Origin of the sequence: Pantoea sp. EKM10T, assembly GCF_011800685.1 — a bacterium.
GTDB lineage: Bacteria > Pseudomonadota > Gammaproteobacteria > Enterobacterales > Enterobacteriaceae > Pantoea > Pantoea agglomerans.
Genome location: NZ_JAALEU010000011.1, coordinates 1 through 21,563, shown reverse-complemented (window position 1 = coordinate 21,563; position 21,563 = coordinate 1). Strand labels below are relative to the sequence as shown.

The 21,563-nt window shown below is 54.8% G+C and carries 22 protein-coding genes; 14 read left to right on the top strand and 8 right to left on the bottom strand.

Annotated features, from left to right (window positions below; genetic code table 11):
• Positions 1 to 46: 46 nt before the first annotated feature.
• The 12 genes from skp (at position 47) to HFD95_RS18530 (ending at position 13,681) form a co-directional block, all read left to right on the top strand.
• On the top strand, positions 47 to 544 hold the full coding sequence (gene skp, locus HFD95_RS18585) for a molecular chaperone Skp (RefSeq protein WP_010254125.1): 498 nt from the start codon (positions 47 to 49) through the stop codon (positions 542 to 544).
• Positions 545 to 547: 3 nt separating this feature from the next.
• Entirely contained in the window at positions 548 to 1,573 is a 1,026-nt protein-coding gene (gene lpxD, locus HFD95_RS18580; protein WP_163798980.1) for a UDP-3-O-(3-hydroxymyristoyl)glucosamine N-acyltransferase, read from the top strand.
• 152 nt (positions 1,574 to 1,725) lie between these two features.
• The gene (gene fabZ, locus HFD95_RS18575; RefSeq protein WP_003852639.1) at positions 1,726 to 2,181 is read left to right on the top strand and encodes a 3-hydroxyacyl-ACP dehydratase FabZ; all 456 of its coding nucleotides are present in this window, start codon (positions 1,726 to 1,728) and stop codon (positions 2,179 to 2,181) included.
• Between the two features lie 3 nt (positions 2,182 to 2,184).
• Positions 2,185 to 2,973 (top strand): acyl-ACP--UDP-N-acetylglucosamine O-acyltransferase, encoded by a 789-nt coding sequence (gene lpxA, locus HFD95_RS18570; RefSeq protein ID WP_010254134.1) that lies wholly within the window; start codon positions 2,185 to 2,187, stop codon positions 2,971 to 2,973.
• 3 nt (positions 2,974 to 2,976) lie between these two features.
• On the top strand, positions 2,977 to 4,125 hold the full coding sequence (gene lpxB, locus HFD95_RS18565; protein ID WP_010254138.1) for a lipid-A-disaccharide synthase: 1,149 nt from the start codon (positions 2,977 to 2,979) through the stop codon (positions 4,123 to 4,125).
• Positions 4,118 to 4,744, top strand: a complete 627-nt coding sequence (gene rnhB / locus HFD95_RS18560; protein WP_022625455.1) for a ribonuclease HII — start codon at positions 4,118 to 4,120, stop codon at positions 4,742 to 4,744. The genes lpxB and rnhB overlap by 8 nt, the downstream gene beginning before the upstream one ends.
• Positions 4,745 to 4,775: 31 nt before the next feature.
• Positions 4,776 to 8,258, top strand: a complete 3,483-nt coding sequence (gene dnaE, locus HFD95_RS18555; RefSeq protein ID WP_033756640.1) for a DNA polymerase III subunit alpha — start codon at positions 4,776 to 4,778, stop codon at positions 8,256 to 8,258.
• 12 nt (positions 8,259 to 8,270) lie between these two features.
• Positions 8,271 to 9,227, top strand: coding sequence for an acetyl-CoA carboxylase carboxyl transferase subunit alpha (gene accA, locus HFD95_RS18550; protein WP_010254150.1), 957 nt, complete (start codon positions 8,271 to 8,273; stop codon positions 9,225 to 9,227).
• A gap of 169 nt (positions 9,228 to 9,396) precedes the next feature.
• Positions 9,397 to 11,547, top strand: coding sequence for a lysine decarboxylase LdcC (locus HFD95_RS18545; RefSeq protein WP_010671866.1), 2,151 nt, complete (start codon positions 9,397 to 9,399; stop codon positions 11,545 to 11,547).
• A gap of 64 nt (positions 11,548 to 11,611) precedes the next feature.
• Entirely contained in the window at positions 11,612 to 12,001 is a 390-nt protein-coding gene (locus tag HFD95_RS18540; protein ID WP_010671867.1) for a VOC family protein, read from the top strand.
• Positions 12,002 to 12,053: 52 nt separating this feature from the next.
• Positions 12,054 to 13,373 carry a tRNA lysidine(34) synthetase TilS gene (gene tilS, locus HFD95_RS18535; protein ID WP_167430604.1) on the top strand — a complete coding sequence of 440 codons (1,320 nt, stop codon included), beginning with the start codon at positions 12,054 to 12,056 and terminating at the stop codon, positions 13,371 to 13,373.
• Positions 13,373 to 13,681 (top strand): cytochrome c, encoded by a 309-nt coding sequence (locus HFD95_RS18530; protein ID WP_010254164.1) that lies wholly within the window; start codon positions 13,373 to 13,375, stop codon positions 13,679 to 13,681. The genes tilS and HFD95_RS18530 overlap by 1 nt, the downstream gene beginning before the upstream one ends.
• Positions 13,682 to 13,721: 40 nt before the next feature.
• On the opposite strand, the gene rof is transcribed toward HFD95_RS18530, so the two are convergent.
• Positions 13,722 to 13,982, bottom strand: a complete 261-nt coding sequence (rof, locus tag HFD95_RS18525) for a Rho-binding antiterminator (RefSeq protein WP_010254167.1) — start codon at positions 13,980 to 13,982, stop codon at positions 13,722 to 13,724.
• The gene (locus HFD95_RS18520) at positions 13,969 to 14,169 is read right to left on the bottom strand and encodes a YaeP family protein (protein ID WP_010254172.1); all 201 of its coding nucleotides are present in this window, start codon (positions 14,167 to 14,169) and stop codon (positions 13,969 to 13,971) included. The genes rof and HFD95_RS18520 overlap by 14 nt, the downstream gene beginning before the upstream one ends.
• Positions 14,170 to 14,386: 217 nt before the next feature.
• Here HFD95_RS18520 and arfB point away from each other — a divergent pair, with 217 nt between their 5' ends.
• The gene (arfB, locus tag HFD95_RS18515; RefSeq protein ID WP_010254175.1) at positions 14,387 to 14,797 is read left to right on the top strand and encodes an alternative ribosome rescue aminoacyl-tRNA hydrolase ArfB; all 411 of its coding nucleotides are present in this window, start codon (positions 14,387 to 14,389) and stop codon (positions 14,795 to 14,797) included.
• Between the two features lie 232 nt (positions 14,798 to 15,029).
• Here arfB and proS read toward each other — a convergent pair whose 3' ends face one another.
• The 6 genes from proS to metN all read right to left on the bottom strand — a co-directional run bounded on the left by proS (position 15,030) and on the right by metN (position 20,593).
• Entirely contained in the window at positions 15,030 to 16,748 is a 1,719-nt protein-coding gene (gene proS / locus HFD95_RS18510) for a proline--tRNA ligase (protein WP_022625458.1), read from the bottom strand.
• An 89-nt stretch (positions 16,749 to 16,837) separates the two neighbouring features.
• Complete coding sequence (tsaA, locus tag HFD95_RS18505; protein ID WP_167430603.1) at positions 16,838 to 17,542, bottom strand: tRNA (N6-threonylcarbamoyladenosine(37)-N6)-methyltransferase TrmO; 705 nt, start codon at positions 17,540 to 17,542, stop codon at positions 16,838 to 16,840.
• Complete coding sequence (gene rcsF, locus HFD95_RS18500; protein ID WP_167430602.1) at positions 17,539 to 17,937, bottom strand: Rcs stress response system protein RcsF; 399 nt, start codon at positions 17,935 to 17,937, stop codon at positions 17,539 to 17,541. Before rcsF ends, tsaA begins: the two co-directional genes overlap by 4 nt.
• A gap of 128 nt (positions 17,938 to 18,065) precedes the next feature.
• Positions 18,066 to 18,881, bottom strand: coding sequence for a MetQ/NlpA family lipoprotein (locus HFD95_RS18495; RefSeq protein WP_010254184.1), 816 nt, complete (start codon positions 18,879 to 18,881; stop codon positions 18,066 to 18,068).
• A gap of 34 nt (positions 18,882 to 18,915) precedes the next feature.
• Positions 18,916 to 19,569 carry a methionine ABC transporter permease MetI gene (locus tag HFD95_RS18490; RefSeq protein ID WP_031375299.1) on the bottom strand — a complete coding sequence of 218 codons (654 nt, stop codon included), beginning with the start codon at positions 19,567 to 19,569 and terminating at the stop codon, positions 18,916 to 18,918.
• Positions 19,562 to 20,593: a methionine ABC transporter ATP-binding protein MetN gene (metN, locus tag HFD95_RS18485; RefSeq protein WP_167430601.1), complete on the bottom strand. Its 1,032-nt coding sequence runs from the start codon at positions 20,591 to 20,593 to the stop codon at positions 19,562 to 19,564. The genes HFD95_RS18490 and metN overlap by 8 nt, the downstream gene beginning before the upstream one ends.
• A 189-nt stretch (positions 20,594 to 20,782) precedes the next feature.
• On the opposite strand from metN, the gene gmhB reads away from it, so the two are divergent.
• On the top strand, positions 20,783 to 21,343 hold the full coding sequence (gmhB, locus tag HFD95_RS18480) for a D-glycero-beta-D-manno-heptose 1,7-bisphosphate 7-phosphatase (RefSeq protein ID WP_010254191.1): 561 nt from the start codon (positions 20,783 to 20,785) through the stop codon (positions 21,341 to 21,343).
• The last annotated feature ends 220 nt before the right edge of the window (positions 21,344 to 21,563 follow it).

The following is a 21,563-nucleotide window of genomic DNA, read 5'->3' as shown; positions in this document are numbered from 1 at the left end:
CAAACACTGTGTCGCTGACACAAACGTTGATGGTAAGGAGTTTATAGTGAAAAAGTTGTTGTGTGCCGCAGGTCTGGGTCTTGCTTTAGCGGTCTCCGCTGGTGTTCAGGCTGCCGACAAAATTGCAGTGGTAAACGTGTCCAGCATTTTCCAACAGTTACCGCAACGTGCGACTGTTGCTAAACAGCTGGAAAACGAGTTCAAAGGCCGTGCAACTGAGTTGCAGAGCCAGGAGCGCGATCTGCAAACCAAAATGCAGCGTCTGCAGCGTGACGGTTCTACCATGAAGGCGAGCGAACGCAGCCGTATGGAAAAAGATGTCATGTCTCAGCGTGAAGCTTTCTCTACAAAAGCCCAGTCTTTTGAGCAGGATAATCGCCGTCGTCAGATGGAAGAGCGTAACAAGCTGCTGAGCCGTATTCAGGATGCCGTGAAGAAAGTCGCTGACAGCGATGGTTACGACGTCGTGATCGACGCTAACGCGGTGGCTTATGCGTCAAACGCAAAAGACATCACTGCTGACGTGCTGAAACAGGTTAAATAATTCATGTCATCTATTCGACTGGCTGATTTAGCCCAGCAGTTGGATGCAGAATTGCACGGAGATGGCGATATCGTCATCTCCGGCATTGCTTCTATGCAATCCGCCACAACTGGCCAAATCACTTTTCTTGCAAACAGCCGTTACCGCGAGCAACTCGCCCTGATTAAGGCCTCAGCCGTGGTGCTGACGGAAGCGGATCTGGAGTGGTGCAATACCGCAGCGCTGGTGGTGAAAGATCCCTACCTGACCTATGCGCGTATGGCACAAATACTCGATACCACGCCTCAGCCAGCGCAAAATATCGCCCCCAGTGCAGTGATCGATCCCTCAGTCCGACTCGGCAGCAACGTCGCCATTGGCGCCAATGCGGTGATCGAAGCGGATGTTGAACTGGGCGATAACGTGGTCATTGGTGCAGGATGTTTTGTTGGCAAAAAAACCCGTATCGGCAGCGGTACCCGTCTCTGGGCCAACGTCTCTGTTTATCACGAAATTGAAATCGGTCAGGATTGCCTGATTCAGTCAGGTACCGTCATCGGTTCTGATGGTTTCGGCTATGCCAACGATCGTGGTAACTGGGTGAAAATCCCGCAGTTAGGCGCGGTGATAATCGGCGATCGCGTAGAAATAGGTGCCTGCACCACTATCGATCGCGGTGCGCTGGATAACACTCTGATCGGCAATGGTGTTATCATAGACAACCAGTGCCAGATCGCTCACAACGTAGTTATTGGCGACAATACTGCGGTTGCAGGCGGTGTGATCATGGCGGGTAGTTTGAAAATTGGGCGTTACTGTATGATTGGCGGTGCCAGCGTCATTAACGGCCATATGGAAATCTGTGACAAAGTAACGGTGACCGGTATGGGTATGGTCATGCGTCCTATCACAGAGCCTGGTGTCTATTCATCAGGCATTCCGCTGCAACCCAACAAAACCTGGCGCAAAACTGCAGCGCTGGTGATGAACATCGATGACATGAGCAAACGCTTAAAAGCCATCGAGCGCAAGGTCGGCAAAGACGACTAACCGCCATCCCAAAACTGACCGGCTTTCATAATAAAAATGTTAAGCAGGGAAGCCCGGCGCCACAGAACCTATTTGCGGCCTGCGGAAGATCATTTTGATCTGTGCAGGCCGTGTTATTGATGTCATCAGATTTTTAGGACAGGAAGAGTATTTTGACTACTGAAACTCATACTCTGAAAATTGAAGAGATTTTAGAGCTGCTGCCGCACCGCTATCCGTTTCTGCTGGTAGACCGCGTGCTGGAATTTGAAGAGCACAAATACCTGCGTGCAGTGAAGAACGTTTCTGTTAATGAACCGTTTTTCCAGGGGCACTTCCCTGGTAAACCGATTTTTCCTGGCGTTCTGATCCTGGAAGCGATGGCGCAGGCTACCGGTATTCTGGCGTTTAAAAGCGTAGGTAAACTGGAGCCAGGCGAACTCTACTACTTTGCCGGTATCGACAGTGCCCGTTTCAAGCGCCCTGTGGTACCTGGCGACCAAATGATCATGGAAGTCACTTTCGAGAAAACCCGCCGTGGTCTGACCCGCTTTAAAGGCGTGGCGACTGTCGACGGTAAAATCGTTTGTGAAGCGACCATGATGTGTGCCCGCAGCCGGGAGGCATAATTCGTGATTGATCCAACAGCCACTATCCATCCCAGTTCTGTCATCGAAGAGGGCGCTATTATTGGCGCCCGCGTTCACATTGGCCCGTTTTGCTTTATTGGTGCGAATGTTGAGATCGGTGAAGGAACGGTACTGAAGTCACATGTTGTGGTGAACGGCCACACGCGCATCGGTAAAGATAATCAGATTTATCAGTTCGCCTCAATTGGCGAAGTGAATCAGGATCTGAAATATGCCGGTGAGCCAACACGGGTTGAGATCGGTGATCGTAACCGCATCCGTGAAAGCGTGACGATTCATCGCGGCACCACGCAGGGTGGCCAGGTCACCACAGTGGGCAGCGATAATCTGCTGATGGTTAATGCTCACATCGCGCATGACTGCGTGATTGGCAACCGCTGTATCTTCGCCAACAACGCCACCCTGGGTGGTCACGTGACGGTCGATGATTTCGCCATTATTGGCGGCATGACAGCGGTACATCAGTGGTGCATCATCGGTGCTCACGTGATGGTTGGCGGCTGTTCGGGCGTGGCGCAGGATGTGCCGCCTTACGTTATTGCGCAGGGCAACCACGCTACGCCGTTCGGGATCAATATCGAAGGTCTCAAGCGTCGCGGCTTCAGCAAAGAGTCGTTGCACGCTATCCGCAACGCCTATAAGTTGCTCTATCGCAGCGGCAGAACGCTGGAGGAAGTGAAACCGGAGATCGAAGCCATCGCACAGCAGCACAGCGAAGTGCAACCTTTCTACGATTTCTTCACCCGTTCAACCCGTGGATTAATTCGTTAATCCATGTCAGCGCGTCCCTTAACGATTGCCCTGGTCGCCGGAGAAACCTCCGGCGATATTCTTGGTGCAGGTCTGATCCGTGCCCTGAAAGCCCGTCATCCGGATGCACGCTTTGTCGGCGTGGCGGGTCCCCTGATGCAGGCAGAAGGGTGTGAAGCCTGGTATGAGATGGAAGAGCTGGCGGTGATGGGCATTGTCGAGGTGCTCGGTCGCCTTCGACGCCTGCTGACAATCCGTCGCGATCTCACCCGGCGTTTTACCGAACTCCGACCCGATGTCTTTGTCGGGATTGATGCGCCCGATTTCAATATCACGCTGGAAGGCAATCTTAAACGCACTGGCATTCGCACTATCCACTATGTCAGCCCCTCGGTGTGGGCATGGCGGCAAAAGCGTGTCTTTAAGATTGGTCGTAACACCGACCTGGTGCTGGCGTTTCTGCCATTTGAAAAAGCTTTTTACGATCGCTATAACGTTCCCTGTCGTTTTATCGGTCACACCATGGCGGATGCCATGCCGCTGCAACCCGATAAGCTGGCTGCACGCCGTCATCTGGGCATTGCCGATGATGCGCTCTGCCTGGCCTTGCTGCCCGGCAGCCGGGGTGCGGAAGTGGAAATGCTCAGCGCCGATTTTCTGAAAACCGCTCAGTTGCTGCGTCGTCACTATCCGGCGCTGGAAATCGTGGTGCCGCTGGTCAACGCCCGTCGCCGCGAACAGTTTGAGAAGATTAAAGCCGAAACCGCCCCCGAACTGCCGATGCATCTGCTTGATGGTCAGGGACGTGAGGCGATGATTGCGAGCGATGCCGCACTCCTGGCGTCAGGCACTGCCGCACTGGAGTGCATGCTGGCAAAATGCCCAATGGTCGTCGGTTATCGCATGAAGCCGGCCACCTTCTGGCTGGCGAAACGGCTGGTCAAAACCCCTTACGTCTCGCTGCCAAACCTGCTGGCAGGGCGTGAGCTGGTCAAAGAGTTACTGCAGGATGAGTGTCAGCCTGAAGCCCTGGCCGCAGCGTTAGATCCGCTGCTGCATGCCGGGCCTGAGCGAGAAACACTCCTGCAGACGTTTCATGAATTACATCAACAGATCCGCTGGAACGCCGATGAGCAGGCAGCGGATGCGGTACTGGAGCTGGTGAATGCCTGATTTTATCTATCCTGTCGCCAGACTGATTGCCGGTGTGGACGAAGTGGGGCGCGGTCCGCTGGTTGGCGCGGTCGTTACTGCCGCGGTGATCCTCGATCCGGCAAACCCGATTACCGGCCTGGCCGACTCGAAGAAACTGTCTGAAAAGCGCCGCCTCGCGTTGTATGACGAAATCAAAGAGAAAGCGCTGGCATGGAGTCTGGGACGCGCAGAGCCTGAAGAGATCGATCAGCTCAACATTCTGCATGCCACTATGCTGGCGATGCAGCGCGCCGTAGCTGGCCTTGGCATTCAGCCCGATTATGTGCTGATTGATGGTAATCGTTGCCCGGCATTGCCAATGCCTTCACAGGCGGTAGTTAAAGGGGATAGTCTGGTTGCCGAAATCAGTGCAGCATCGATCATCGCCAAAGTGTCGCGTGACCAGGAGATGACCGAACTCGATCTGCTGTTCCCGCAGTATGGTTTTGCGCAGCACAAAGGTTATCCGACGGCGCTGCATATGGAAAAACTGACGCAGTATGGCGTCACGCCGCACCACCGTCGCAGTTTTGCGCCCGTACGCAATGCGCTGCTCGATGCTGAAGTACTGGCTGCACGCCAGACCCTTACGCTTTAATAGCCTGACGCTGTTTTAACCGGAAACTGATATGGCTGAACCCCGTTTTATACATCTGCGTGTCCACAGTGACTATTCGATGATTGATGGCCTGGCGAAAACCGGGCCGTTAATCAAGAAGGCGGCAGCCCTTGGCATGCCGGCTATCGCGATTACCGACTTCACTAACCTCTGTGGCCTGGTGAAATTTTACGGTGGCGCACATAGCGCAGGGATAAAGCCGGTCATTGGTGCCGATTTCAACGTTGCCAGTGAGCTGATGGGGGATGAACTGACACAGCTTACCGTGCTGGCGTCCAGTAATACCGGATATCAGAACCTGACGCTGCTGATCTCCCGTGCCTATCAGCGTGGGTATGGCGTGGACGGACCGATCATCGACCGCGACTGGCTGATTGAATTGCAGGAAGGATTAATCCTGCTGTCGGGCGGACGGCGCGGCGATGTGGGTCGCAGCCTGCTGCGCGGCAACAATGCCCTGGTTTCGCAATGCCTGTCGTTTTACCAGCAACATTTCCCCGATCGCTACTACCTGGAGCTGATTCGTACCGGCCGTCAGGACGAAGAGAGCTATCTGCATGCGGCAGTTGAACTGGCGATTGCAGAGGGAATACCGGTGGTTGCCACCAATGAAGTCTGCTTTATCAATGCAGAAGATTTCGATGCGCACGAAATTCGCGTTGCCATTCATGATGGCTATACGCTGGATGATCCCAAGCGTCCGCGCAACTACAGTCCTCAGCAATATATGCGCAGCGAAGAGGAGATGTGCGAGCTCTTCTCGGACATCCCGGAAGCGCTGGAAAACAGCGTAGAGATTGCTAAGCGTTGTAACGTCACGGTCCGGCTGGGCGAGTACTTCCTGCCGCAGTTCCCGACTGGTGACATGACCACCGAAGATTATCTGGTGGTGAAATCCCGTGAGGGTCTGGAAGAGCGTCTCGAGTTCCTGTTCCCGGACGAAGCCGAACGCCTTGAGAAACGCCCGGAATATGATGAACGTCTGGAGATTGAACTCAACGTTATTAACCAGATGGGTTTCCCCGGCTACTTCCTGATCGTAATGGAGTTCATCCAGTGGTCCAAGGACAACGGCGTGCCGGTCGGGCCGGGGCGTGGTTCCGGTGCCGGTTCGCTGGTGGCCTATGCGCTGAAAATCACCGATATCGATCCGCTGGAATTTGACCTGCTGTTCGAACGCTTCCTGAACCCGGAACGCGTCTCGATGCCCGATTTCGACGTCGACTTCTGCATGGAGAAGCGCGATCAGGTGATCGAACACGTTGCAGATATGTACGGACGTGAAGCGGTTTCCCAGATTATTACCTTCGGCACCATGGCGGCGAAAGCGGTCATTCGCGATGTGGGCCGCGTGCTGGGACATCCTTACGGCTTCGTTGACCGCATTTCAAAACTGATCCCGCCCGATCCCGGCATGACGCTGGAAAAAGCTTTTATTGCTGAACCGCAGCTTCCCGCCATGTATGACGCGGACGAAGAGGTTAAAGCGCTGATCGACATGGCGCGCAAGCTGGAAGGGGTCACGCGTAACGCCGGTAAACATGCGGGCGGCGTGGTCATTGCGCCAACGAAGATCACCGATTTTGCGCCGCTCTATTGTGATGAGCATGGGCAGTTCCCGGTAACTCAGTTCGATAAAAATGATGTGGAATATGCCGGCCTGGTGAAGTTCGACTTCCTGGGTCTGCGTACGCTGACCATCATCGACTGGGCGCTGAAGATGATCAACCCGCGCCGGGAAAAGCAGGGGCTGGAGCCGATCGATATCGCCTCTATCCCGCTGGACGATAAGAAAAGCTTCGATATGCTGCAGCGCTCGGAAACCACTGCGGTGTTCCAGCTTGAATCGCGCGGCATGAAAGATCTGATTAAGCGTCTGAAGCCCGACTGCTTCGAAGATATGATCGCACTGGTGGCGCTGTTCCGTCCTGGCCCACTGCAGTCCGGCATGGTGGATAACTTCATTGACCGTAAGCATGGCCGTGAAGCGATCTCCTATCCCGACATTCAGTGGCAGCACGAAAGCCTGAAACCGGTGCTGGAACCGACCTACGGCATCATCCTCTATCAGGAACAGGTGATGCAGATCGCCCAGGTTCTCTCCGGTTACACGCTGGGCGGTGCGGATATGCTGCGTCGCGCCATGGGTAAAAAGAAACCCGAGGAGATGGCCAAACAGCGTTCTGTATTCCGCGACGGTGCTGAAAGTATGGGCATCGACGGGGAACTGTCGATGAAGATCTTCGATCTGGTAGAAAAATTTGCAGGTTATGGCTTTAACAAGTCACACTCTGCGGCCTACGCACTCGTCTCCTACCAGACGTTGTGGCTGAAGGCGCACTATCCGGCTGAGTTTATGGCTGCGGTCATGACCGCCGATATGGATAACACCGAGAAAGTGGTTGGCCTGGTCGATGAGTGCTGGCGGATGGGACTGAAAGTCCTGCCGCCTGATATCAACTCCGGTCTCTATCAGTTCCATGTTAATGACGCGGGCGAGATCGTTTACGGCATTGGCGCGATTAAAGGCGTCGGTGAAGGTCCGATCGAAGCGATCATCGACGCCCGTAACGAAGGCGGTTATTTCCGCGAGTTGTTTGATCTCTGCGCCCGTACCGACACCAAAAAGATCAACCGTCGGGTAATGGAAAAATTGATCATGTCCGGGGCCTTTGATCGCCTTGGACCGCATCGTGCTGCGCTGATGAGTTCACTCAGTGACGCGTTAAAAGCGGCCGATCAGCACGCGAAAGCGGAAGCGATTGGCCAGGCTGATATGTTTGGCGTACTGGCGGAAGAGCCGGAGCAGGTTGAGAAATCGTACGCCAGCGTCACGCCGTGGCCTGAGCAGGTGCAGCTGGATGGCGAACGGGAAACGCTGGGGCTTTACCTTACCGGCCACCCGATTAATCAGTACCTGAAAGAAATTGAGCGTTATGTTGGCGGGGTGCGGCTGAAAGATATGCATCCTACCGATCGGGGTAAAATTACCGTGGCGGCCGGTCTGGTGATCGCGGCACGGGTAATGGTCACCAAACGCGGCAACCGAATTGGTATCTGTACTCTGGACGATCGCTCCGGTCGTCTTGAGGTGATGTTATTTACCGATGCGTTAGATAAATACCAGCAGTTGCTGGAGAAAGACCGAATTCTGATCGTCAGCGGACAGGTCAGCTTTGATGACTTCAGTGGTGGCCTTAAAATGACCGCTCGTGAAGTCATGGACATCGACGAAGCTCGCGAAAAATACGCGCGCGGACTTGCTATCTCGCTGACGGACAGGCAAATTGATGACCAGCTATTAAACCGACTCCGTCAGTCTCTGGAACCTCATCGATCAGGGACTATTCCGGTGCATCTCTACTATCAGAGAGCCGACGCGCGAGCGAAGCTGCGCTTTGGTGCAGCGTGGCGAATTTCGCCCAGCGATCGTTTACTTAACGATCTGCGCTCGTTGATTGGATCGGAGCAGGTGGAACTGGAGTTTGACTAGAACAGGAACATTATGAGTCTTAATTACCTGGATTTTGAACAGCCAATTGCAGAACTGGAAGCGAAGATCGATTCGCTGACCTCAATTGGTCGTCAGGATGATAAACACGTTAATCTGGATGAAGAAGTTCAGCGTCTGCGTGAGAAAAGCGTTGAGCTGACCCGTAAGATCTTCGCCGATTTGGGCGCATGGCAAATCGCTCAGCTGGCGCGTCATCCTTTGCGTCCTTACACCTTTGACTACGTGCGCAACGCCTTCGACGATTTCGATGAGCTGGCGGGCGACCGTGCTTATGCCGATGACAAAGCGATTGTGGGCGGGATTGCACGTCTTGATGGACGTCCGGTGATGATCATCGGGCACCAGAAAGGCCGTGAAACCAAAGAGAAAATTCGCCGTAACTTCGGCATGCCAGCACCGGAAGGCTATCGCAAAGCGCTGCGCCTGATGGAGATGGCTGAGCGTTTCAAAATGCCAATCATCACCTTTATCGACACACCGGGTGCCTATCCGGGTGTGGGCGCGGAAGAGCGTGGGCAGTCTGAAGCGATTGCCCGCAACCTGCGTGAAATGTCTGGCCTGAAAGTGCCGGTGATCTGTACGGTCATCGGTGAGGGCGGTTCAGGTGGTGCGCTGGCGATTGGCGTGGGCGACAAAGTGAATATGCTGCAGTACAGCACCTATTCAGTGATCTCGCCGGAAGGCTGTGCATCTATTCTGTGGAAAAGCGCTGACAAAGCGCCGCTGGCCGCTGAAGCGATGGGCATTACCGCTCACCGTCTGAAAGAGCTGAAGCTGATTGACTCCGTGATCCCTGAGCCGCTGGGTGGCGCGCATCGCCGTCCGGTTGATATGGCGCAATCACTGAAGCAGCAGCTGCTGGCCGATTTGGCCGATCTCGATGGATTTAGCACTGAAGAGCTGCTGGATCGTCGTTATCAGCGCCTGATGAGCTACGGCTACGCCTGATTTAGCCCCATCAATAAAAGCGGACTCCGGTCCGCTTTTTTTATGCCGCCGGTTTATCTCCGCACGCTATTCCCCTCTCTTTCAGCGCCATCCGATAGCCGCCTTGCTACACCTTCCGCGGGTTAGCGGTTATGCTTGTCCGGTTCCACAATAATCAGGGAGATGGGCATTGAATATTCTGGCGATCATGGGCGCGCACGGCGTGTTTTATAAAGATGAACCGTTACGCGAACTCGACGCGGCGTTAAATCTGCAAGGCTTCAGGCTGCTTTACCCGAAAAACAGTGACGATCTGCTGAAACTGATCGAACACAATCCGCGTATCAGCGGCGTCATCTTCGACTGGGACGCGCACAACAGTCCGGAACTCTGCGGTGAGATTAATCAGCTCAACGAATACCTGCCGCTGTACGCCTTTATCAACACCCACTCGCAGATGGACATCAGCGTCAATGAGATGCGCATGCCGCTGCACTTTTTTGAGTACGCGCTGAATGCCGCCGACGATATCGCGCTGCACATCCGGCAATATACCGATGACTATCTCGACCACATTACGCCGCCGCTGACTAAAGCGTTGTTCACCTATGTGAAAGAGGGCAAGTACACCTTCTGCACGCCGGGCCATATGGCGGGTACCGCGTTTCAGAAGAGCCCGGTGGGCTGCCTGTTCTACGATTTCTTCGGGGCCAATACCCTGAAATCGGACATCTCAATTTCCGTTACCGAACTGGGTTCGCTGCTTGATCACACCGGTCCGCACCTTGAAGCGGAGGAGTACATTGCACGCACTTTTGGTGCCGAGCAGAGTTACATGGTGACCAACGGGACCTCAACGTCGAACAAAATTGTCGGCATGTATGCCGCACCGGCGGGCAGCACCGTGCTGATCGATCGCAACTGCCACAAGTCACTGACCCATCTGCTGATGATGAGCGATCTTATCCCCATCTGGCTGAAGCCGACCCGCAATGCGTTGGGTATTCTCGGCGGTATCCCGAAGCAGGAGTTCACCCGCGAGAGTATTTCGCTCAAGGTGGCTGCCACCGACCGTGCCACCTGGCCGGTTCATGCGGTGATCACCAACTCCACCTATGATGGGCTGCTCTACAACACCCAGTACATCAAAGAGACACTGGATGTACCGTCGATTCATTTCGATTCAGCCTGGGTGCCTTACACTAATTTCCATCCGATCTACGCCGGTAAAAGTGGCATGAGTGGCGACCGCATCCCGGGAAAAGTGGTGTATGAGACGCAATCGACCCACAAACTGCTGGCGGCGTTTTCGCAGGCATCAATGATTCACATTAAGGGCGACTACGACGAACAGACGTTTAACGAAGCCTACATGATGCACACCACCACCTCGCCCAATTACGCCATCGTCTCCTCTATTGAAACTGCTGCTGCCATGCTGCGTGGCAATCCCGGTAAACGACTGATCAATCGCTCGGTGGAGCGCGCGCTGCACTTCCGTCGGGAGATCCAGCGCCTGCGCGAAGAGTCTGACAGCTGGTTCTTTGATATCTGGCAGCCGGAAGAGGTTGATGAAGCGCAATGCTGGCCGATCCAGCCCGGCGACGAAGAGTGGCACGGATTTACTCAGGCCGATCGCGATCACATGTACCTGGATCCGATCAAAGTCACCATTCTGACGCCGGGCATGAGCGAACTGGGGAAGATGGCGGAAGAGGGGATCCCGGCGGCGCTGGTGGCGAAGTTTCTGGATGAGCGCGGCATCGTGGTGGAGAAAACCGGTCCCTATAACCTGCTGTTCCTGTTCAGCATCGGCATCGACAAAACCAAAGCAATGAGCGTGCTGCGCGGACTGACCGAGTTCAAACGCGCCTACGATCTTAATCTGCGGGTGAAAAACATGCTGCCGGATCTCTATGCCGAAGATCCTGACTTCTATCGCAATATGCGCATTCAGACACTGGCGCAGGGGATCCATCAGCTGATCCGCCATCACGATCTGCCGCGTCTGATGCTGCAGGCATTTGATGTCCTGCCCGAAATGAAGATGACGCCGCATCAGGCGTTTCAGCAGCAGGTGAAGGGCAATATCGAAACGGTGGAACTCAGCGAGCTGGTCGGGCGGGTGTCAGCCAATATGATTCTGCCTTATCCGCCAGGCGTTCCACTGGTGATGCCAGGCGAGATGATTACTGAGAAGAGCCGCGCGGTGCTCGATTTTCTGCTGATGCTGTGCAGCATTGGACGGCATTATCCGGGCTTCGAAACGGATATTCACGGTGCCAGCCTGACCGAAGAGGGCGAGTATCGCGTCCGCGTGCTGAAAAACGACCTCGCATAAACCTTTAAACAACTATCAGCGGCAGGGTGTCTGCGGACAGCCTGCCCGAATCAGGGAATTGAACATGTTGCAGTTAACCGCTATTCACCACATCGCCATCATCGCCTCTGACTATCAGCGCAGCAAAGCATTCTATTGTGATGTACTGGGTTTCCGTCTGATGGGCGAGTATTACCGCGAAGCGCGGGACTCCTGGAAAGGCGACCTTGCCCTACAGGATCGCTATACCATTGAGCTGTTCTCTTTTCCTGAGCCGCCGGCGCGGGTCAGTCATCCCGAAGCGTGTGGCCTGCGTCATCTGGCCTTTACCGTGCCGGATGTTGCCGCTGCCGTCGCGACGCTGGCCGATAAAGGCGTTATCTGCGAGCCGATTCGCATTGATGACCTGACCGGTAAACAATGCACTTTCTTTGCCGATCCGGATGGTTTGCCGCTGGAGCTTTATCAGGCGTAAAATAGCGCGCTCAGCGGGCGACATTCAGTGGCCCGATTTTCTGGATTCTACCATGTCTTTGCCCGCTTTTGACACTCTGTTGCAATCTGATGCCGCCCTGGTGGTCGCATTCAGCGGTGGACTGGATTCAACCGTGCTGCTGCATAAGCTTCGCGGCTGGCAGCAGCAGCATCCTCAGTTGCGCCTGCGGGCACTGCATGTTCACCATGGGCTTAGCCCGAATGCCGATCGCTGGGCAACCCATTGCCAGACGATTTGCGCGCAGTGGCAGCTGCCCTGTGAAGTGCTCCGCGTTAACGTTGATGACCGGGAAAACGGCATTGAAGCGGCCGCCCGAACCGCCCGTTATCAGGCGCTGAGTGCGGCACTGCAGCCGGGTGAAGTGTTACTCACTGCGCAGCACCTCGACGATCAGTGCGAAACATTCCTGCTGGCGCTGAAGCGCGGCAGTGGTCCCGCCGGGCTGGCAGCGATGCCCGCGATACGCGCGCTGGGTTCTCATCAGCTGGTGCGTCCGCTGCTGAATCAGACGCGACAGTCGCTTGAAGCCTATGCCGACGCGCATCAGCTGGTGTGGATTGAAGATGAGAGCAATCAGGATCTTCGCTACGACCGCAACTTTCTGCGTCAGCGGCTGCTGCCTGAGCTTTACCAGCGCTGGCCCCATTTTGCCGAGGCGACGGCCCGCAGTGCGATGTTGTGCAGTGAGCAGGAGCTGTTGCTGGATGAACTGCTCGCCGGGCAACTGGCAGAGCTGATCCAGCCTGATGGCAGCCTGCACTTTCCACCCTTAATGGCCATGAGTGAGCTGCGTGCTAATGCCTTATTGCGGCGCTGGATCGCCGGACAGGGTGGGGCGATGCCGTCCCGTGAAGCGCTGAAACGCATCCACGACGAAGTGATGGCGAGCCGGGAGGATGCGCAGCCCCGGCTGCGATTCGGTCATGCTGAACTCCGTCGTTACCGTCAGCAGCTCTACTGGCTGCCGTTGTTCAGTTCACTGCGCGACACCGAGCTGGCATGGCCCAATCTCTGCCAGCCGCTGGCGTTACCGCAGAACCTTGGCACGCTGCGTGCCAGCCAGTCGCAGAGCCTGTTGCGCTATCCTGAGCCGGATGAGCAGGTCAGCGTGCGGTTCCACGCACAGGGTTATGTCCATCTGGTGGGCCGTCGTGGCGGAAGGGAAATGAAAAAACTGTGGCAGGAGTTACAGATACCGCCGTGGCAGCGTGAACGGCTGCCGTTAATTTTTTATAACCAGACGCTGGTCTGCGTTCCGACTCTCTTTGTCACCCGTGATGGCGCGGCCCCTGATCAGCAGGGCTGGCAGATAGTCTGGGACGGGGCATCCGGCGCAGGAGAACAACAATAATGAAACAGTGGCTTATCGCCTGTTTAGCGGTCACCGTGTTACCGGCATGGGCAGCGGGTGATGCGCAGCGCGGCGCACAGAAAGCGGGCAGTTGCATGGCCTGTCATGGCGCAGCGGGAAAAGCGGCGGTGCCGCTCTATCCTGACCTGGCCGGGCAGCACGCACCTTATCTGGAACATGCGCTGCAGGCCTATAAAAAGGGCGAACGCAGTGGCGGTCAGGCTGAAGTCATGAAGGCGTTTGTGGCGGGATTGAGTGACAGCGATATGGCGGATTTAGCGGCGTACTACAGTTCGTTGCAGCCCTGAAGTTTAACAGGGCGGAAAGGTCCCGCCCTGAATGCGTAGGTTACTCTGCGCTGACAACCACCGTACCCAACTCGGGATGGGTGAAGCTGGCGATATGGTCGAGACGTAATTCGCGATGTTCACCGGAAAGATCGATAGCCAGATATTCAACGTTCTTACGTGAAAAGATCTCTTTGGCTTTTGCCTTAAGCTGCTCGCCATCTTTCATTTCCAGCGACAGCATCCAGTTGTTCTGGCAGGCGAGTTCCAGATTATCGTAATCATCGCAATTGATAGGTTGGTACGCTTCATTTATCAACATAGTCGCTCACCAATAAGTTAGCAGCGGCGTAGGCCGCCTGTTCCCTGACAGAAGAGTTTAGCTCAGTATTTGCGGCAACATCATTAAGTGCCTTCAATGCGCAGCCAATCGCATCCGGTATGTAACCTAAATCCCCGCTGCCGATTTCGGCATACTTCCGGCGAACTAACTCACAATAATTTTGCACGTGGCCCTCCTCGGCAGAGCGTAAATACTCTGGTTAACTGGCGACTATATCATAGCCATTTAGAGGAAATCAGCCTGCGTAAAGCAGGAACAGTGCGCGAATCACTGCTAAAGTGACAGATTCCGCTGTCTGAGGCGGAATAAATCAGAGCACAAAAGGTTAATTTGATGAACAGGTTATCGGAGGTCAACGTGGTTAAGGTGTGGGGAGCGAGCTTATGATTATGCTATCCCGTTCGGTTGAGATTCCGGAGAGTGAAATTGAGCTGACGGCGATTCGTGCTCAGGGCGCAGGCGGACAACATGTCAATAAAGCCAGCACCGCCATTCATCTGCGCTTCGATATTGCTGCCTCTTCACTGCCCGCGTTTTATAAAGAGCGGCTGCTCACCGCCACTCATCATTTGATTACCGGTGATGGCGTTGTAGTGATCAAGGCGCAGGAGTATCGCAGTCAGGAGATGAATCGTGAAGCGGCGCTGCAACGTCTGGTTAATCTGATCCAGGAGCTGAGTACCGTGGAAAAAGCACGGCGCGCCACGCGGCCGACCCGCGCCTCAAAAGAGCGCCGTCTTGAAGGAAAAGCCCGCCGCAGTTCAACTAAATCGATGCGCGGCAAGGTGCAATAAAAAACGCCCCGCAGGCGGGGCGTTTGAGTACTTACAACGTCAGGGGCGAGCGGCGAAGAGTTCGAGCCTGCTCAGGGAACGGGGTCAGATCGGAAAGTCGCTAAAGCCATCCATGGCTGCTCGTCCCGCACCGTCCCTGGCGCGGGACGCTTTCCTCTCCTGACCCGCTTCCCTTCGCGTTGAGCTCATCTGTTGCGGCCAGATTCAGCCCGCTTTGATTAACGCTAAGAACTTACTTATTCAGAGCCTTCAGCAGGAATTCAACAATTTCATCCTGCTTAATCATCTGCTTCTCACCGGCACGACGTGATTTGTACTCAATCTCCTGATTATCGAGATTGCGGTCACCAATGACGATGGTGTGTGGCACACCGATCAGTTCCATATCAGCGAACATCACGCCCGGACGCTCTTTACGGTCATCCAGAATAACCTCAACGCCTTTAGCACGCAGGGTGGCATACAGCTCTTCCGCCAGCTCTTTAACCCGGAACGATTTCTGCATATTCATTGGCAGAATCGCAACTTCGAAAGGTGCCAGTGCGGCTGGCCAGATGATGCCGCGGTCGTCATGGTTCTGCTCAATGGCTGCCGCAACAACGCGGGTGATGCCGATGCCGTAGCAGCCCATGCTCATCACCTGATTGCGGCCATCTTCGCCCTGAACAGACGCTTTCAGCGCGTCAGAATACTTGGTGCCGAGCTGGAAAATATGACCGACTTCGATGCCGCGCTTAATCTGCAGCGTGCCTTTACCATCCGGGCTTAAATCGCCTTCGACCACGTTACGGATATCCGCAACGCTGGCCAGCGGCAGATCGCGCTCCCAGTTAATGCCGAAGTAGTGCTTACCATCGACGTTGGCACCGGCGCTGAAGTCGCTCATCTTCGCCACGGTACGGTCAGCAATCACAGGCATCTGCAGACCAACCGGGCCGATTGAACCCGGTCCGGCACCCACTGCAGCGCGAATCTCTTCTTCGGTCGCGAACACCAGCGGTGACGCAACGATCTCTGACTTCTCCGCTTTGATCTCATTAAGCTGATGATCGCCGCGTACCAGCAGGGCAACCAGCGCGTGGCCGCTCTCTTCAGCACCTTTAACAATCAGCGTTTTCACTGTTTTTTCAACAGGCACATTGAATTGCTCAACCAGCTCCGCGATGGTTTTTGCGTCTGGCGTCTCGACCAGTTGCATCTCCTGCGACGGCGCTGCGCGCTCACCAGCGGGTGCGACGGCTTCGGCCAGCTCAATGTTGGCCGCGTAATCAGAATCGGTAGAGAAGATCACATCATCTTCACCGCTCTGCGCCAGAACCTGGAACTCATGGGAGGCGCTGCCGCCAATCGAGCCGGTGTCGGCCTGCACGGCGCGGAAATCCAGACCCATACGGCTGAAGATCTGGCTATAGGCGCGGTACATCGCGTCATACGTTTCCTGCAGCGACTCCTGCGAAACGTGGAACGAGTAAGCATCTTTCATGATGAATTCACGTGAACGCATCACGCCAAAGCGCGGACGGACTTCATCACGGAATTTGGTCTGGATCTGATAGAGGTTGAGCGGCAGTTGCTTATAAGAGCTCAGCTCATTGCGGATCAGGTCAGTGACCACCTCTTCATGCGTCGGACCCAACACGAACGGACGCTCGTGGCGATCTGCAATACGTAACAGTTCCGGGCCATACTCCTCCCAGCGACCGCTCTCCTGCCACAGGTCGGCGGGCTGCACAACCGGCATTAAAATCTCAACCGCGCCCGCGTTGTTCATCTCTTCGCGCACGATGTTTTCGACTTTTTTCAGCACGCGAACCCCGGTCGGTAACCAGGTGTACAAGCCAGAAGCCAGTTTGCGGATCATACCGGCGCGCAGCATCAGCTGGTGGCTGATCACTTCAGCGTCGGAAGGCGTCTCTTTCTGAGTAGAGAGCAGATATTGAGTAGTACGCATTGATTACGGTTCCAGTTGATCGGAAAGTCACAGACAGAATTTTGCTGGCGGCTAGTGTACCAGTGAGATCACCGGCTCAAAAGCGGGTTTTAACGCGGGTCGATAGAGATCACTTCAGTACCGGCATCGTCAATGCGCCAGCGTACATTAAAATCCATCAGCCAGGCCGCATATTCCCGCGCCTGCGTTTCGCCCTGACGGTAAGCGGGACGGGGATCCTGTGCCAGCACTTCACTGATAAAGCGAGCCAGATTGGGGTAGCGCGACTGCTGGTGAAGCTGCTGTTGTGCCAGCGCGGAGAAGCGAACCGGCATATCAGCCGCAGGTGCCGCCTGAGCAAAACCCGCCTGGGCATGGGGCAATGCTTCGGCAAAGGGCAGATAAGGTTTGATATCCACCACCGGGGTGCCATCGACCAGATCCAGACTGCCAAGCTGCAGGATCACCTGCTGTTTTTCAATCCTGATACCTTTTAGCTCAACCAGCGACATGCCAATGGGATTGGGACGGAACGTTGAACGTGTCGCAAATACACCCATGCGCGCATTGCCGCCCAGCCGGGGAGGGCGAACCGTGGGACGCCAGCCGCCCTCCATCGTCTGATGGAAGACAAACAGCAGCCAGAGGTGGCTGAACGCTTCCAGTCCACGCACCGCTTCCGGCTGATTGTAAGGTGGCTGCAGGTGCAGTTCGCCGCCGCCATCCTGCACCAGCCCTGGCTGGCGCGGCACGGCAAACTTCTCCTTCCATGGTGAGCGGATTACCCCAATTTGCGCAAAGGCGAATTCACTCATTGATTGCTGACTTTCAGTGCCGAACCCTGACACACCGCCTGACGATAGCAGCCTGGCGTGCCGGTGACGATTTCACACTGATGCAGCAGCACCGCATTGGCTTTCATCTGTGACGCTTTGATCTGCAGGCGTTTACGTGCAGTAGCGATGTTGGCTGGGGAGTTCTGATTACTCATCTGGCAATCTTCAGCGGAGACTTCACCCAGATCGCGGAACGGCTTGCTGACCAGATCGGCGGGATCAGTATAGAGCTTAACCGGTGCCGGTCGTGACACAGGCTTGCGGGTGGGTTCACTGGATTGCTGCGGCCGGGACGGTGCGCTGCTTATCGGGTGATACTCATGAACACACCCTGTCAGCATCAATGCTAACAAGCAGAGCGGTAAAAAACGCATGGCAACATCCTCAGGTTTCAAAAAGTGGCGTTATTGAAACAAGGACAAGAATAAATAACAAGTCGGGCAGGGCACCCAATAACAGAAAGGGCGGCATAGCGCCGCCCTTAAGGAGATGAACAGCTGAATTACCAGCCTTTAACCGCGCCGCCGTTAAAGACTTTGTTAGCGGCATCGTAGACTTCGTCAGACTGATAAGCCTTGACAAATTTCTTCACGTTTTCCGCATCTTTATTATCTTCGCGCGCCACAATCAGGTTCACGTACGGTGAATCTTTATCTTCGACGAAAATACCATCTTTGGCTGGTGTCAGGCCAATCTGGCTGGCGTAGGTGGTGTTGATAACCGCCAGCGCGATCTGCTGATCGTCCAGTGAGCGTGGCAGCTGCGGCGCTTCCAGCTCAACAATTTTCAGATGCTTAGGGTTTTCAGTGATATCCAGCGAGGTTGGCAGCAGGCCCACGCCATCTTTCAGCTTGATCAGACCCACTTTCTGCAGCAGCAGCAGCGTACGGCCCAGGTTGGTCGGGTCGTTTGGAATGGCAACCTGAGCGCCATCCTGCAGCTCATCCAGTGACTTAATCTTTTTCGAATAGCCCGCGATTGGGTAGACGAAGGAGTTACCCACTGAAACCAGCTTGTAGCCACGATCTTTGATCTGCTGATCCAGATACGGTTTGTGCTGGAAGGCGTTGACGTCGATATCGCCTTTGCTCAGTGCTTCATTCGGCAGTACGTAATCGTTGAAGGTGACCAGCTCAACGTCCAGACCATATTTCTCTTTGGCAACTTTCTGCGCTGCTTCAGCAACCTGCTGCTCAGCACCGACAATCACACCCACTTTGATGTGGTTAGGGTCTTTCTCTTTTTGATCGCATCCTGCCAGCGCAATCGCGCCAATCAGTGCACCCACAGCGGCAATTTTCTTGAATCTGAAAGACATATCCTTTCCTTCTTAATAATGTGATATTGCTGGCTTATTTATGGGACACCGCACGCACGATGCGGTCGCCACAGAATTGAATGAGATACACCAAAACCACTAACAACACCAATACCGTATTCATCACAGTGGCGTTATATCCGATATAACCATACTGATAACCGATCTGGCCCAGACCACCGGCACCCACCGCGCCACCCATGGCGGAGTAACCAACCAGGGTAATCAGGGTGATGGTCGCAGCATTCACCAGGCCAGGCATCGCTTCCGGCAGCAGAACCTTACGGATGATCTGCATTGGCGTAGCGCCCATGGCACGTGACGCTTCAATCAGTCCGGTTGGCAGTTCCAGCAAGGCATTTTCAACCATACGTGCGATAAACGGTGCCGCGCCTACGGTCAACGGCACGATGGCCGCCTGCAGTCCGATTGAGGTGCCGACGATTACGCGAGTAAAAGGAATCATCCAGACCAGTAAGATAATGAAAGGAATGGAGCGGAAGATATTCACCAGCGCGGAGAGCACGCGATAAAGTCCCTGATTCTGCAGAATCTGGCCCGGACGGGTGACATAGAGTAAAACGCCGACCGGCAGACCCAGCACAAAACCGAAAAAGCCCGAGACGAAGGTCATCATCAGCGTTTCCCACACGCCCCGTCCCAGCAACCACATCATCGCTTCAGACATAACCTAACACCTCTACTTTCACATGATTCTCCTTCAGCCAGGCAATCGCCTCGCGGGTATCGCTTTCTGTGCCGTGCATTTCGGCCAGCATAATGCCGAACTTCACGCCACCGGCGTAATCCATCTGGGCACTGATAATGTTGTTATTCACGTTGTAACGGCGGGCAGCTTCAGACAGCAGCGGCGCATCAACCGATTTACCGGTGAATTCCAGTCGCAGCAGGGGCACGGTGCCTTCAGCGGCGGTGGCAGAAAGGCGCTGCTGGTAATCATCCGGAATATCCAGATGCAGCGTAGACTGAATAAACTGCTGCGCCAGCGGTGTCTTAGGATGAGAGAAGACCTCACTGACGCTATCTTTCTCAATCAGCTCACCGTGACTGATGACCGCAACCTGATCGCAGATGCGTTTCACTACATCCATTTCATGGGTGATCAGCAGAATCGTCAGCCCAAGCCGGCGGTTAATGTCTTTAAGTAATTCCAGAATAGAGCGGGTCGTCGCGGGATCCAGTGCACTGGTAGCTTCATCACAGAGCAGAACCTTGGGATTGCTGGCCAGGGCGCGGGCAATCGCAACACGCTGCTTCTGACCGCCCGAGAGATTCGCGGGCCACGCATCATGCTTGTCTGATAATCCCACCAGTTCCAGCAGCTCAGTTACGCGAGCCGTGATCTGAGCGCTGGAGAGATTACCGAGTTCCAGTGGAAGAGAAACATTGCCCGCGACGGTACGGGAGTTCATCAGATTAAAGTGCTGGAAGATCATGCCGATCTGGCGGCGCGCCTGAGTTAACTGACGTTCGTTGAGTGCGGTTAAATCAGCCCCGTCTACCAGTACGCGGCCCGAAGTAGGGCGCTCCAGCAGGTTAACGCAACGAATCAACGTACTTTTACCGGCACCGGAAGCACCGATAACGCCATAAATCTGTCCGGCAGGCACGTGCAGGCTGACATCCGTTAGCGCCGGAACAGACCGCGTACCTTGCTGAAACACCTTGGTAATATTTTCTAGTTTAATCATTATGTTATTTATTATCGTGTTGCGTTGTCCGTGGTGTGGGAAGCCTCGTCGCTTTTATTCGGTATAAAAGCTGGATGGATGTTAAGGCATCCAGACGTCTAAATCAATGGAAGTGATTCAATCTGACATTCTCCCTTTTATAGCAATCATGCGATACTGATCGGCAATTTTTACAGCAGGAGTTTCTACGTGGCGAATAAAGTCCCCGCTATTTTTCTTGATCGTGATGGCACCCTTAATGTCGACAATGGCTATGTCCATGAGATCGATGACTTCCAGTTTATTGACGGCACGATTGAAGCGCTGCAACAACTAAAGGCAATGGGTTTTGCGCTGGTGGTCGTGACCAATCAGTCTGGCATCGCGCGCGGTATGTTTACTGAAGATACCTTTATGCGGCTGACAGAATGGATGGACTGGTCGCTGGCCGATCGCGATGTTGATCTTGATGGCATCTATTTCTGTCCTCACCATCCTGAAGCAACAGTAGCAGAGTTCCGTCAGGCCTGTGACTGCCGCAAGCCTCAGCCGGGTATGCTGCTGACGGCGCAGGAAGAACTGAATATTGATATGGCCGCTTCTTATATGGTAGGTGACAAGCTGGAAGACATGCTGGCAGGGCAGGCTGCCGGTGTCGGCAAGAAAGTACTGGTGCGCAGCGGCAAACCGGTCACTGCTGAAGGTGAAGCAGCAGCAGATTGGGTGATTAATAGCCTGGCAGAGCTTCCGGCGCGCATTAAAAAGGGGTAAAACGGCGCTTTTGTGCAAATTTCAGACGAACAGAAAAAAAGTCTCAATTTGCACTTGCGCTATCTGAGCCGTTCCCTATAATGCGCCTCCACTGACACGGCAAACCGGCAACGGAAAACGGGTTGAGAGGCACAGGAGACTGAGCCGCCGGAGAAAAACTTCTGAGAAAGAGGTTGACTCTGCAGGAGGAAAGCGTAATATACGCCACCTCGCGACAGGA